General features: G+C 64.6%; 14 protein-coding genes. 8 read left to right on the forward strand and 6 right to left on the reverse strand.

Going from position 1 to position 12,453, the window contains the following annotated elements:
* Window positions 1-15 precede the first annotated feature (15 nt).
* The 4 genes from EB812_RS02715 to EB812_RS02730 all read right to left on the reverse strand — a co-directional run bounded on the left by EB812_RS02715 (window position 16) and on the right by EB812_RS02730 (window position 4,707).
* Window positions 16-561 carry an OmpH/Skp family outer membrane protein gene (locus EB812_RS02715; protein WP_118230434.1) on the reverse strand — a complete coding sequence of 182 codons (546 nt, stop codon included), beginning with the start codon at window positions 559-561 and terminating at the stop codon, window positions 16-18.
* A 123-nt stretch (window positions 562-684) separates the two neighbouring features.
* The gene (locus EB812_RS02720) at window positions 685-2,772 is read right to left on the reverse strand and encodes an N-acetylmuramoyl-L-alanine amidase (RefSeq protein WP_118230433.1); all 2,088 of its coding nucleotides are present in this window, start codon (window positions 2,770-2,772) and stop codon (window positions 685-687) included.
* 187 nt (window positions 2,773-2,959) lie between these two features.
* A complete protein-coding gene (locus EB812_RS02725; RefSeq protein WP_118230432.1) occupies window positions 2,960-3,574 on the reverse strand; it encodes an NAD(P)-dependent oxidoreductase in 615 nt (204 codons plus the stop codon).
* A 119-nt stretch (window positions 3,575-3,693) separates the two neighbouring features.
* The gene (locus tag EB812_RS02730; protein WP_118230431.1) at window positions 3,694-4,707 is read right to left on the reverse strand and encodes a DUF1848 domain-containing protein; all 1,014 of its coding nucleotides are present in this window, start codon (window positions 4,705-4,707) and stop codon (window positions 3,694-3,696) included.
* A 155-nt stretch (window positions 4,708-4,862) separates the two neighbouring features.
* Between EB812_RS02730 and EB812_RS11640 the strand changes: the two genes are divergently transcribed.
* The 7 genes from EB812_RS11640 (at window position 4,863) to EB812_RS02760 (ending at window position 9,404) form a co-directional block, all read left to right on the forward strand.
* A complete protein-coding gene (locus EB812_RS11640; protein ID WP_165450878.1) occupies window positions 4,863-5,030 on the forward strand; it encodes a hypothetical protein in 168 nt (55 codons plus the stop codon).
* Window positions 5,027-5,458 carry a 6-carboxytetrahydropterin synthase QueD gene (gene queD, locus EB812_RS02735; RefSeq protein ID WP_118230430.1) on the forward strand — a complete coding sequence of 144 codons (432 nt, stop codon included), beginning with the start codon at window positions 5,027-5,029 and terminating at the stop codon, window positions 5,456-5,458. Before EB812_RS11640 ends, queD begins: the two co-directional genes overlap by 4 nt.
* 32 nt (window positions 5,459-5,490) lie before the next feature.
* Entirely contained in the window at window positions 5,491-6,360 is an 870-nt protein-coding gene (locus tag EB812_RS02740; RefSeq protein WP_118230429.1) for a WcbI family polysaccharide biosynthesis putative acetyltransferase, read from the forward strand.
* 94 nt (window positions 6,361-6,454) lie between these two features.
* Entirely contained in the window at window positions 6,455-7,078 is a 624-nt protein-coding gene (locus EB812_RS02745) for a flavodoxin family protein (RefSeq protein ID WP_118230428.1), read from the forward strand.
* Between the two features lie 671 nt (window positions 7,079-7,749).
* A complete protein-coding gene (locus tag EB812_RS02750) occupies window positions 7,750-8,181 on the forward strand; it encodes a DMT family transporter (protein WP_118230427.1) in 432 nt (143 codons plus the stop codon).
* The gene (locus tag EB812_RS02755) at window positions 8,181-8,516 is read left to right on the forward strand and encodes an SMR family transporter (protein WP_118230426.1); all 336 of its coding nucleotides are present in this window, start codon (window positions 8,181-8,183) and stop codon (window positions 8,514-8,516) included. The genes EB812_RS02750 and EB812_RS02755 overlap by 1 nt, the downstream gene beginning before the upstream one ends.
* Window positions 8,517-8,777: 261 nt before the next feature.
* Window positions 8,778-9,404, forward strand: coding sequence for a hypothetical protein (locus EB812_RS02760; protein ID WP_242621167.1), 627 nt, complete (start codon window positions 8,778-8,780; stop codon window positions 9,402-9,404).
* 58 nt (window positions 9,405-9,462) lie between these two features.
* Here EB812_RS02760 and EB812_RS02765 read toward each other — a convergent pair whose 3' ends face one another.
* Window positions 9,463-9,633 (reverse strand): chaperone protein, encoded by a 171-nt coding sequence (locus EB812_RS02765; RefSeq protein ID WP_118230425.1) that lies wholly within the window; start codon window positions 9,631-9,633, stop codon window positions 9,463-9,465.
* A gap of 99 nt (window positions 9,634-9,732) precedes the next feature.
* Here EB812_RS02765 and mutM point away from each other — a divergent pair, with 99 nt between their 5' ends.
* Window positions 9,733-10,593, forward strand: coding sequence for a bifunctional DNA-formamidopyrimidine glycosylase/DNA-(apurinic or apyrimidinic site) lyase (gene mutM, locus EB812_RS02770; RefSeq protein ID WP_118230424.1), 861 nt, complete (start codon window positions 9,733-9,735; stop codon window positions 10,591-10,593).
* Window positions 10,594-10,661: 68 nt separating this feature from the next.
* On the opposite strand, the gene EB812_RS02775 is transcribed toward mutM, so the two are convergent.
* Window positions 10,662-12,338 carry an acetolactate synthase large subunit gene (locus EB812_RS02775; protein ID WP_118230423.1) on the reverse strand — a complete coding sequence of 559 codons (1,677 nt, stop codon included), beginning with the start codon at window positions 12,336-12,338 and terminating at the stop codon, window positions 10,662-10,664.
* Between the last annotated feature and the right edge of the window lie 115 nt (window positions 12,339-12,453).

The following is a 12,453-nucleotide window of genomic DNA, read 5'->3' on the forward strand; positions in this document are numbered from 1 at the left end:
CCAGATAGGCGGGGGCTACTTTTTGGCGTCCTTGCCGTCGCTTTTTTCTTTGTACAGCTTGTTTACTTCCGTCAGCACGTCCTTGGTCAGATCCATGGACTGGTCGGCATAGAGCACGCCGCCGGCGGTCACGTCCACCACAAAGTTAAAGCCCTTGGCGCGGGCCACTTCATAGGTGGCGCTGAAGACCAGGGTGACCATGTCCTGACGCAGCTTGACTTCTTCCTGCTCCACTTTGCGCAGAAAGTTGCGGGTCTTCTGGTCCAGATCCTGCTTTGCGCGAATAAAGTCCAGCTTTTTTTCTTCACTGGCTTTAGGATTTTTGAGGGCTTCGGCCTTTTTCTTGAGGGCTTCGCCCTGCTTTTCCAGGGCGGCACGCTCTTTGCCGAATTTGCTTTCCATTTGTTTTTTGGCCGCCTGGGCGGGTTCGCTCTGGGTGGCCACGGTCTGCATGTCGACGACGCCGATCTTCACCGCGGGCACGGCTGAGCTGTCAGCCGCATGGGCCGTTCCCATCAGGAACAGGCAGGCCATAACAGCCAGTGAGAACACCTTGCGCATGAATTTCTCCTTCCCCCGAAACTGATTTTATTGTGAAGCCCGGTATGGTTGCACGTGAGCCTTGGCGGCAAAGAAAAATCGGACTGTTTTCCCGCGCGAGGGCGCACGATGGAAAGACCTGCCTCACATAGCACTGGCCCCTTGCGGCGTCAAGAAATTCTCTGCCGTACGTCGCCGCAGCAGTTGGTCGCGATAGGCCAGCACGCCTTCGGCCAGGCCTTCGGCCAGGGCCAGACGGTATTTGGGGTTTTTGAGGTTGCGCGCCTCGTCCGCGTGGGTGCAGTAGCCAAGCTCCACCAGCACGGCGGGCATCTGCGCGCCCAGCAGCACATGGAACGGAGCGGATTTGACGCCGTTGTCCCGTACGCGGAACGTCCGTTTCTGCAGGCGAAAAAGCGCCATCTGCTGCACCTGCCGGGCCAGCTTGCGCGATTCCTGCACCCTGGCGTTGAGCATAACATCGGCCAGCACCTTTTGCATATCGCCCAGGCTGTGATCGCTCTGGGCATTTTCCAGCGCGGCCACACGCGCCGCTTCGGGGTCGGCGGCCAAGTCCAGATAATAGGTTTCAAAGCCGCAGACCCGGGCGTCCGTATTGGCGTTGACGTGGATGGAAATAAACAGATCCGCCCGCGCGGCATTGGCCATGTCTGTGCGCTGCCGCAGGCTGAGGCCCTTATCCTCCGTGCGGCTGTAGACCACCTCAAGGCCATTGGCTTCCAGCAATCGGCCCAGAGTCTTGGCCACGTCCAGCGTAATGACGCGCTCCAGCACGCCGTTGTGGCTGGTGCCGGGGTCGCGGCCCCCGTGTCCGGCGTCGATGAATACCCGGCGCACGGTCAGCCCCAGCTGTCGGGCCATGTCGTTGACGTGCCGGGGCCGGGAAGCGGAAGCCACGGCGGTGGCGGCGGGGGTCGGGCCATTGTTTTGCGGGGTCTGGGCCACGTCTGCGGCCGGTGTGGTAAGTCTGGCGCGCAGGCTGGCGGCAGCAGGGCGCATATCGCCCCGGGCGTAGGACGTGTCCAGCCGGTCCAGCAGAGCCAGGGCCGCGGCGGTGTCGTCCAGGGGACCGGCCGCCAGGGCAGCCGCGCTCAGCAGAGCGTCGTCGGCCAGGGCGCTGCGCGGAAATTCTTTGGCCAGGGCCAGATACAGATCGCGGGCCAGACGGTATTCGGCGCTCAAATGGGAGCAGCCGGCCAGGGCCTCCTGGCTCTGCGCCGCGCGGAACAGCGCGCCGGGAGCCACGGCCCAGGTTTTGCGGCTGAGGTAAACGCGCAGAAAGTCGTCGCGCAGGTCCTCCCACGGCTGCCGCCAGCAGGAGCGCGTTTTGTCGGCCTTGAGTCGGGTCATGGCCGCCTTGGCGGCGGCATAGCGCCCCTGCAGGCCTTTCTGCGGCCAGGGCTTGAGTTTGGCCGTAGTCTGCGCCAATGCGGCCGTGGCCGCCTGTTCGGAATCCTGTTGGGCAAACGCCTGCGGGGCGGGATCTGGCGGTGTGGCCGGGGCCGACGGCGTAGCGGATTGCGCCGCGGGGGGCGTGCTCCGGGACTCGGCCGGAGCGGCTGCGGCGTCCACGTCCGGTGCGGCGTTCGCGGCGGCCGCCTGCCGGGCCTCAGGCGCGGTACGTCCCTCGGCCGAGGCCCGCAGGGCTTTTTCCAGCGCCAGGGCCTGCGGCAGCATGTCCCCGCGCGGGTACTGACTTTTGAGTCGGGCCAGAAGGGTCAGTGCGCCCGCGTCGTCCTTGAGCCAGGCCGCGCTGAGTCTGGCCGCGCGGAACAGGGCGTCGTCGGCCAGGCGGCTGGCCGCATGGCGGTCAGCCACAGCGGTGTAGACCGTTACGGCCTTTTGGGCATCGCTGCGGGCAAAGGAGCGGCGGGCCAGATCCTCCAGGCACTCCGCCGCGCGGAACAGGGCGGCGGGCCGGTTGGGCCAGGCCGGGTCGGCCTTGTAGATATCCTGAAATTCCGCCGCCAGTTTTTCCCACGGTTCACGCTGGTTGACCCGGCGGCTGTCCTGCAGCAGGGCCTGTATGTCGGCCTTGGCCGTATCGTAGCGCTGGGCCGTGGGCGGCAGGGAGGTGTAGCCCGAATCGTAGAAGCAGACCACCAGCAGGCAGAGGGCCAGCAAAAAGACCAGAGGCGGCAGCAGCCGGGTGAGAACGGCCTTGCGGGACGTCTTCTCAGTGCGCCGGAGGTTCTTGTTTTTGCGGGCCACGATGCTTCCTTTGCCCCTTGGGGTACGTCAATAGAGTGACAACGGCAATCTGCGTCACAAACTATGCACAAGGTATGCCACAAACCGCAGCATTTGCAAAGGCCCTGTCCCCGCCCCGTCGGAATTGCAAGCCGGACGGGGCGGGAGGGGATGGAGGGGCGTGGCAGCGGCCGTGCCGCTGACAGCGCTAATAGCCTACGGTGAAGCGTTGCCGCACATGCCGGGGGTTTTCCAGCTCATCCACAAAGGCGATGGCGTAGTCCTCAAAGGAGATGCTGGAGCCCTGGGGGGTAGTCAGCAGCTGGTCCGTGCCCAAGCGGAATTTTCCCGTGCGTTCGCCCGGTTCAAACAGGGCCGAGGGTGAAAGGAAGGTCCAGTCCAGGTCGTCCGTGCGGCGCAGCAGGTTCAGAAAGGCCGCGCCTGCGGCGGCTTCCGGTTTGTAGGCAGCGGGAAAGTCCGGCTGGTCCAGCAGAATCTGGCCCGGAGCCACCTCCAGGCTGCCCGCGCCGCCTACCACTAAGTACCGTTTGACGCCCGCCGTGCGCACGGCGTCAATAAGGATATGGGGGTCGCTGACGGCAAAGGGCACGGCGCTGGCCGCCACATCGTGCCCGCGCAGCAGGCCTGCCAGAGCGGTTTTGTCGTTGGCGTCGCCCGCCACGGCCCGCACGCCGGGCAGGGTGGGAATGTTTTCCGGGTGCCGGGCAATGGCCGTCACGTTGTGCCCGCGGCGGGAAAGCTCCGCCAGAATGCGCGAACCCACACGGCCCGAAGCGCCCATAAGCGCCACTGTTTCATTCATGTTCCGTCTCCTTGTGCGGTTAGAAATTACGGAGGAGAGCTTTTTTGACAAAAGCTCATTTTCTTAGTTCTACGGTATGGAGAAGGCGGACGCAAGCCCGCCCGGAGGGCGGGGCCCCTTCAGAGCGCAATGGCCTCCCCCTGCGGGTCGTGGGCCGCGCGTCCGCGCCGTGCGGCGGCGGGCGAGGTGTTGGCGTAGCAGTAAACGCAGCCGTGGGGGCAGGTATTGTACTGGCCGATGTCCTTGCAGGGCACGCAGGCGCAGGCCGGGCGCTGGCCTGGATCGCGGGGCCAGCGGGGCGGCGGCGCGCCGGGCAGAAGCGTTTGCTGCCCTTCCCGGCCCAGCAGGCGCAGCACGTCCGGGTGATTGCGGGTGAGCCTGAGGACAAGCTCCGGGTCAATGCAGCGGTTGTGGGCCACACCCCAGGCGCGCAGGTCCGCCGTTTCGCCGCAGGTGGCCGGTGTAAGGCCGTAGGCCGTGCAGATCTGCGCTATCCCCAGGGCCAGAGTCTGCATTTCCTGTCTTGTGCAGTCCCGCCAGGGCAGGCCCGCGCGGCGCAGGCTGGTCCACACCTTGCGGTAGGGCGCAATGTCCGCAAAGCTGAACACCAGCTTGCGGGTATAGCCGGCCAGCTGGCGGGCCAGGCCTTCCACCTTGCCCAGCAGGCGGGCGCAGCCTTCGCCACCGGGGGCCGCCAGGGGCCCGGCCAGCAGCAGGGGATCAAAGCGCCAGACAACCCGTTCCGGACCCAGGGCGTCGGCCCAGCGGCAAAAGGTTTCCACCCTGCGGGCCAAGGGCGGCAGACCCGGTTCAAAGCCTTCGGCTTCATAATCGTTAAGGGTGTAGTGCAGGTAGTAGGCCAGGCCGCGCGCGTCCAGTTCCGGCAAAAAGGGCAGCAGGGGCGCGGGATTTTTGCTCCAGAACACCACGCAGCGCATTCGCGTCAGAGAAACGTACTGGCCGTGACCATTGAAGGGGTTGCGCCAGAGCACGTGTCCCGCCCGCAGCCGATTGACAAACCACGGGGCGTAAAAGGCGGGAATGTCCGTGGCGCGGCTGGCGGCCACAAGCACGGGTGCGACGCCCCTTTCCGGCCCGTGGGCCGTGGCGATGGTGGTGGTGCTCCAGGCCATGCCCCAGTGTCTCCGCCTGTGGGGTAAAGGTCAACCAGGGAGCGCGCTTTTGACAAGAGGGCCGGCGCGGGCTAGATTAATGCCTTCCACAGTTCGTCGGCGCGGACGCACGGCTTGGCAAGGCGCCGCGGCAAACCGCAACCCCACAGTACCGCATGTCCTTTCTTTCCTGGCTGCAGCGGCTGTTTACGCCGCCCTCCACGGGCGATCCGGAACTGGACGCCGAAGCGCCCACGTTTCAGTGGAATCAGAACGCCCGCATTGTGCTGGCCGTTGTGGTGGTCATTCTTTCGGCCCTTGTGGTCTCCTGGATACTCTCATGAATACTCATCTCTGGCGTTTGACCGTGCGGGACGATTTTGCTGCGGCCCACGCCCTGCGGCACTACGAAGGCAAATGCGAACGCCTGCACGGCCACAATTTTGCCGTAGAGCTCACCGTGGAAGGGCAGAACCTGACCCCGGACACAGAAATGCTGCTGGACTTCAAGGTGCTCAAAACCGGGCTCAAACGCGTGCTGGAAACTCTGGACCACCGCCTGCTCAACGAAACCCCCCCCTTTGACCGTCTGAATCCCTCTTCAGAAAATTTGTCCCGCCACATCTGGCGGAGCATGGCCGCCTGGCTGGAGGCGCACCCCGACCCGCAGGCGCGGGCCGTGCGGCTCCACAGCGTGACCGTGGCGGAAAAGGGCGCGCAGAGCGCCACCTATATGGAGCTGCCCTCCGAAGTGGGCGGGCGGGCCGGGTAGGTCGCCGTCAAGCCTTTTGCCGCGGAGTCCCCATGCCCCAGGCCCTGTGTCTGCTCCATACCAACTGTCAGGGCGACGCCTTGCGCCCGCTGCTGGAAAACACTCCGGCCTTTGCCCGTCTGTTCCGCATCCGCCAGTACGTCAATTACACGCGGGAAGATATTGGGGTTGTGGATCTGCGCCAGTGCGCGCTTTTTCTGTACCAGTGGCTGGCCCCCAAGTGGGGCGCGCTTTCTACGGAGCAGCTGCTGCCGCGCCTGCCCGCGGTCTGCCGCACGCTGGCCATCCCCAACCTGTTTTTTAAGGGCTACTGGCCCTGCTGGACGCGGGAAGCCCCCATCGACTTCGGCGACAGCCTGCTGGAGCGTCTGCTGGCGCAGGGCCTGGCCCCAGCCGAGGCCCTGGCCCTTTACCTGCGGGGCGCGCCGGAACTGCTGGGCGACAGCGCGGCCCTGGAGGCTGTGGCCGCAGCCAGTCTGGCCCGCGAGGAAGCCAAAGAGGCCGAAGCGCCCATCCGTTGCGTGCCGCTTGTGCGGGAGCGTTGGCGCGACGAGCAGCTTTTTGTAACCATTAATCATCCGGGCCGCACGCTCATGTGCCATGTGGCGGATAGCCTGCTGCGCCTGCTGGGCCTGGGCGGTCTGCCGCCTTCCGTGCGTCGCGCTTATGTCCACCCCCTGGAGGACTTTTGGCTGCCCATCCACCCGGTGGTGGGAGAACGCCTGCGCCTGCCCTTTGCCCACGGCGCGCGGCGGTACCCCATCTATGGAAAAGAGCTGACGCACAGGGAGTACACGGCCTGCTACCTGGCCTGCCGCACCGGCGGCGGGGCAGACTTGCTCGTTTTTTTGCGGGATTTGTCGCCCAGCGGGCTGGCTGCCCTGCGCGCTGGCCGCTTCTGAAGAGGACTTGCCAGGGGCGCACCCGTGCTTATGTCCCACGTGCCCCCAACACGCGTTTCATGGTGAAAATGCAGGTAAAACAAAGGAGAATAGCATGTCCGTACTTTTGCTCAACGGCAGCCCGCACCCTAAGGGCTGTACCTACACGGCCCTGTCCGTCGTGGCCGCACAACTGGAAAAAAACGGCATTGAAACCCAAATGTTGCAGTTGGGCGTGAAGCCCATTCAGTGCTGTATTGCCTGCGGCAAGTGCAAGGACACGGGCCACTGCGTGTTCAACGCCGACCACGTCAATGAGGCCATCGACCTGCTGCGCGCCGCCGACGGCTTTGTGGTGGGCTCGCCCGTGTACTACGCCGGACCCAACGGCGGCGTCTGTTCCTTCCTGGACCGTATGTTTTTCTGCAAATCCCAGCCTTATGCCTTCAAGCCCGCCGCCGCCGTGGTGAGCTGTCGGCGCGGCGGGGCCAGCGCTTCTTTTGACCGCCTGAACAAATACTTCACCATCGCGCGCATGCCCGTGGTTTCTTCCCAGTACTGGAATTCCGTGCACGGCAATACACCGGAAGAAGTGCTGCAGGACAAGGAAGGCCTGCAGATCATGCGCACCCTGGGCGACAACATGGCCTGGCTCATCAAGTGCATCGCCGCCGGCAAGGCCGCAGGCGTGGCCACGCCTGCGCCGGAAGCATGGGAGCCCACCAACTTCATCCGCTAGCGCGGGCGTCTTTTGCTCCCTGCCTGCGTCAAAAGGCCGGGGCGGACCGGGCCTGTACCAAGGCGTACTATCCCCGTCCCGCCCCGTTTTTTTYCTTGGCAGGGAGTAAAATCCGTCCCGCGCATTTTTGCAGGAAGCGTCTTTTGCTCCCTGCTTGGGTTAAAAGGCCGGGGCGGACCGGGCCTGTACCAAGGCGTACTATCCCCGTCCCGCCCCGTTTTTTTTCTTGGCAGGGAGCAAAATCCGTCCCGCGCATTTTGCAGGAAGCGTCTTTTGCCCCCTGCCTGGGTTAAAAGGCCGGGGCGGACCGGGTCTGTACCAAGGCGTACTATTCCCGTCCAGGCATAGAGGCGGGGCATTTCAGAGCAGATTCCCTGCTTGAGAATATGTATTCTCAAAATTTACAGCACGCCCGTTCCAGCTTTTCCCCTGCACGTTATCTTTTTCGTGCCTTCCCTTGCCAGACCTCGTTGCAGCGGGTATAGTTTCTCTATGTTGTTCTTCAGTCCCTCCAGATCCTCTCTGCGGAGCCGCATCCCCTGCGGCTTTCCCGAAGAACGCTACTGGCGTTCTCTCTTGTAGCCTCGCGCGCATGTTTCGGTTTCGGCCCTGGTGCGGACCCCGTCCTTGACGGGGCTCTTTCTGTTTTCTTTCTCTGTGAGTTATATATCATGTGCGCGACAAAACCTTATCATTGGCTGTGCCTTGCGGGCGCAATTTTACTGGAGGTGGCGGGAACCACCGTTATGAAACTTTCCCAGGGCTGGCAGTTCGTCCACGCTGCAGCGCTGGGCCTGGGTTGCATGTGGGGGGCCGTGGCCCTATCCTATTATTTGTTGGCCAAGGCCGTCACTGGCCTGCCTGTGGGGGTGAGTTTTGCTTTCTGGGAAGGGCTGGGTCTTACCTGCATCACCCTTTGCGGCGTGCTGTTGCTGGATGAAGCCTTCACCCTGCGGCGGGCTTTGGGCTTGCTCTGCGTACTGGCGGGCGCTTTGCTGGTGCACCACGGCACAGGAAACGGCGAACCTGGCGTTGCCCGTGAGCGCTTGAACGGCGCGGCTCTTGCGGATGATCTGGCGGAACCGGATGTGGGGAGTCTGTGATGCCGGACGCGACTTTTTTTAATTTTTCTCTGGTGCTGGTAGTGTTGGCGGCGGCGCTGGACGTGCTGGCCAACATGCTGCTGGCCCGCTCAGACGGTTTCCGCCGCCGGGGGCCGGGGCTGCTGGCCCTGATGCTGGTAGGACTGGCTTTTTATTGTCTTTCGCTGGCCGTGCGGCAGCTGGATCTTTCCGTAGCCTATGCCTTGTGGGGGGCGCTGGGCTTGCTGGGCACCTCCCTCGGCGGCTGGCTGCTGCTGCGGCAGCGGCTTGCGCCCAGCGCTTTTGCGGGTATGGGGCTCCTGGTTTGCGGCATGGTTCTACTGCGGTTGAGTTAGGGGCGCATGTTGTTGCGCCCCGGCCGTGCGGAAGCAGGACGCTTTTCGTCATCGCCGGGAGTATACACTTTTCAAAGCGGCCTTATCTTTGTTGCCAGCGCACAGCTTTTTGCCTGTGGCGCTGCCTGCCACAGGGGCGCGGATGCCGCCTGGCGGGTAAGCGCAGGGGCACGTCCCGGCACTCGTTGGGCATATGCCTTCAAAGGCGATCTATTTTGAGAAACCGCCGGCAAACGGCGGTGCAAGATTCAGGAATGCAGGATGGAAACGCGGTTTTGGGACTATCTGGAACAATGGCGGCAGCGCTTTCCCCGGCGCAGAGAACTGAGCTGGCACGACGGCTGGCTGCAGAACGGCTACTGTGAGGACTGCTGCTACTGCTGCGGTCCGCAGGATTCTGACGAGCCCTTTCCCATGGCCCTTTTGCCGGGGCAGTTGCGGCCCGGTATGGCCGAGGATTTTTATCTGCTCAACGCGGACACGGCCTATATGGACGCCAGGGGCTGCCGGGCCTGCACGGCCCACGGCTGTCGCCTGCCCCGGCCGCAACGGCCTGTGGCCTGCGGGCTCTTCCCCCTAGTGCTCAATGCGGGCGGCATGTATGTGTACAAGACCTGCCCGGCCGCCCTGTTTACGCCGCTCAGCGAGCTGGCGGACCTGGGACGGCAGGCGGCCCGCTGGCTGCAGGGCTTTCCGCTTAAGGATCTGGAGCATATTGCCCTGCACCTGCCAGCAACGGCGCTGGCCGAGCGTTATATTTCCCTGAGCCTGCCGGTGTACGCTCCGGAAGCGCCGCAAAGGGCGGACGCAGAGGCCACGGCGGGTGCGGCGGACCGGGCGCGCAAAGCCGCGTCCGAGCCGGCAAAGACGGCGCCGTGCCGCCGCTGAACAGGCATATGTCCAGCGACGGCAGCGGGCAGCCGCAAACAGGGCAGCTGCAGAGGGGTCAGTCGCAGACGCCTTCGTGTTCCGGGCCTTCTGGAACTTCACAGGCCTGCTGACGTTTGCCCGTGCCGTGGCATTCGTAGCAGGCCGTGCCGTCGCTGTTCTTGCCTGTGCCCCGGCAAGCGGGGCAGGTAGTGTAGTCGTCATTTTTTTGCGTTTTTGGGGTGCTCATAGTCGGCCTCCTTGGTTGGATGGAGCATGAATATATGGTACGCAACCGGGAGCCGGGGCGCAACTGTGCGCTTGTGCGCCCCGGCAAAAGGAAGCGGTCATGCCGGAATTGCCGGAAGTGGAAACCGTGGCCCGCACCCTGCGTCCGCAGGTGCAGGACTGCCGCCTGGGCGCGGCGCAGGTGCTGCGGTCCAGCAGCCTGCATCCTCTGAGTTTGCCCCTGGAACGGCTGGCGGGCGCGCGGGTGGCGGCGGTGGGACGTCGCGGCAAGCTGCTTTTGCTGGACCTGGACCCTTCGGCTGCTGTGGATACAGCCCTGCGCGCGGCCACAGGCCTGCGCCTGGCTATCCATTTGCGCATGACGGGCCGCGTGCGCACGGTGGAAGCCGCCTGCCCGCCAGGGCCCTACACCCGTTGTGTTTTCGCCCTGCGCACGCCGGTGGGCGAGGCGCGGCAGCTCTTTTTTGACGACGTGCGGGCCTTTGGCCTGGTGCTGGCCGCCACGCCGGATATTCTGGCCCGCTGGTCATTCTGGCGAGATCTGGGGCCAGAGCCGCTGGACCTGAAGGCTGCGGATTTTGCGGCCCTGCTGCGGGGGCGCGGGTCTGCCCTCAAGGCTGTGCTGCTGGACCAGAAAGTCCTTGCGGGCGTGGGCAACATCTATGCGGATGAGAGCCTTTTTGCCGCCGGGCTGGACCCCCGCCGCAAGGCGGACACGTTGCGCCCGGCCCAGAGCGCCCGCCTGCTGCACTGCCTTCAAGACGTGCTGCTGCGCTCCATTGCCCAGTGCGGCAGCTCCATCCGCGATTACCGCGACGCCAACGGCGACGTGGGCGCGTTTCAGAATAGCTTTGCCGTTTATGGTCGGGGCGGGGAGGCCTGCGTGCGCTGTGGTCGCCCCCTGCAAAAGCTGCGCGTGGCCGGTCGCTCCACGGTCTGTTGCCCGCACTGCCAGCGTTGAATAGCAGACCCTGAAGCCGGGGTATGCTGAGCGTCAACAGGGGGCGTCGCCGCAGGGCGTCGTCCTGTCTACAGCGAATCCATAAGGCAGAGGGCCGGGGTCAGTTCGCCCAACGTGTCGATAAGGGCCATGTTCTCGCTGTAGTCCACGGGGCAGGCCACCAGAGAAACGCCCGGTTCGTCCAGAGCCCGGTGCAGGGTGGGGCGCAGCTCCGCCGCGCTGGCCACCTGGTAGCCTTTGGCGCCAAAGCTGGCCGCATAGGTCACGAAATCCGGGTTGGCAAAGTCCACGCAGGCGTGTGAGCCTGAGGCCATGTCCATTTTCCACTTGATGAGGCCGTAGCTGTCGTCCACCCAGACCAGGATTTTGAGGGGAATATTCTCCCGCACGGCTGTTTCCATTTCCTGCGAATTCATGAGAAAGCTGCCGTCGCCCATGACGGCCAGAACCTTGCGGTCCGGGTGGGCCAGGTGCGCGCCTATGGCTCCGGGCAGAGAAAAGCCCATGGTGGAAAGTCCGTTGGAGATCAGGCAGGTCAGCGGGGCGTAGGTGGGGTAGAGGCGAGCCATCCACATTTTGATGGCCCCGGTGTCGGCCAGGACGATATCCTCGTCGCCCATGACGGCGCGGATATCGGCCACCAGGCGCTGGGGCTTGAGCGGGAAGGCGTCGCTTGTGCGGCCTTTGTCCAGCTCCGCCTCCACCAGCTGGCGGATGGTAGCCCCGCGCCCGGCCGAAAGCAGGGGCCCTTCACCCAGAGCCTTGGAAAGCGCCGCCAGGGCCAGGCCCACATCCGCCGTGATGTTGACCGTGGTGGCGTAGTGGGCGTCCGTGTCCGGCAAAAACGTGTTGATGTGGATGATGGTTTTGTCGCCCCCCGGATTGATGCGTTCCGGGGTGAACTCCTGCAGCTCGTAGCCCACGGAAAGGATCACGTCCGCCTGGTCAAAAGCGCAGTTTTCATAATCGTGGCGCATGAAGCCGATGACGCCCAGGGACTGCGGGCTGCGGTCGCTGATGACGCCCTTGCCCATGAAGGTGGTGGCCACGGGCGTCTGGTAGCGTTCGGCAAAGGCCGCCAGCACCGGGGCATTGCCCGTGCGGGCCACGCCGTGCCCGGCCAGGATTACGGGCTTGCGCGCAGCGCGCAACAGACGCGCGGCTTCGGCCACCGCCGACGGCGAAGGGATGGCTTTGGCGTTTTCCGCCGTGCGCAGGGGGCGGGCCCCTTCCGGGGCCGGGGCGGCCTCCACGTCTTCGGGCAGGGCCAGGTAGGCCGCGCCGGGGCGCTCCTCCTGCGCGGTCTGAAAGGCCTTGCGCGCCATTTCCGGCAGGGATTGCGGGGTCAGCACCGTGTCCGCCCACTTGGTCACGGGGCGGAACATGCCCACCAGGTCAACAATTTGGTGGGACTCTTTGTAAATGCGTTTGAGGCCCACTTGGGCGGAAAGGGCCAGCAGCGGGCTGGAATTGGTCTGGGCGTCGGCCACGCCCTGCAAAAGATTAATGGCCCCAGGCCCCAGCGTGGCGGCGCAGACGCCCGCCTTGCCCGTGAGCCGGCCATAGATGTCGGCCATAAAGGCCGCACCCTGCTCGTGCCGGGCCAGGATGAAGCGGATGTCGCCGGAATCGGCCACGGCGCGCACAAAATGGATGTTTTCTTCGCCGGGAATGCCGAAAACGTAGCGGACGCCCTCTGCCCGCAGGCATTCCACCAGCAGTTGAGCGACGTTCTGTGCAGCCATGCGCGCCTCCGAAGTGATGGGATGTTTTCCTGATAAGCTAACAGGTCCGGAAAGGAAAGAAAAGCCCGCGCCACGCTTGCGGCCCGGCGGGCTTGCCCCTATTCTGTGCGTTACG

The organism is Desulfovibrio legallii, assembly GCF_004309735.1.
Taxonomy (GTDB): Bacteria; Desulfobacterota; Desulfovibrionia; order Desulfovibrionales; family Desulfovibrionaceae; genus Desulfovibrio; species Desulfovibrio legallii.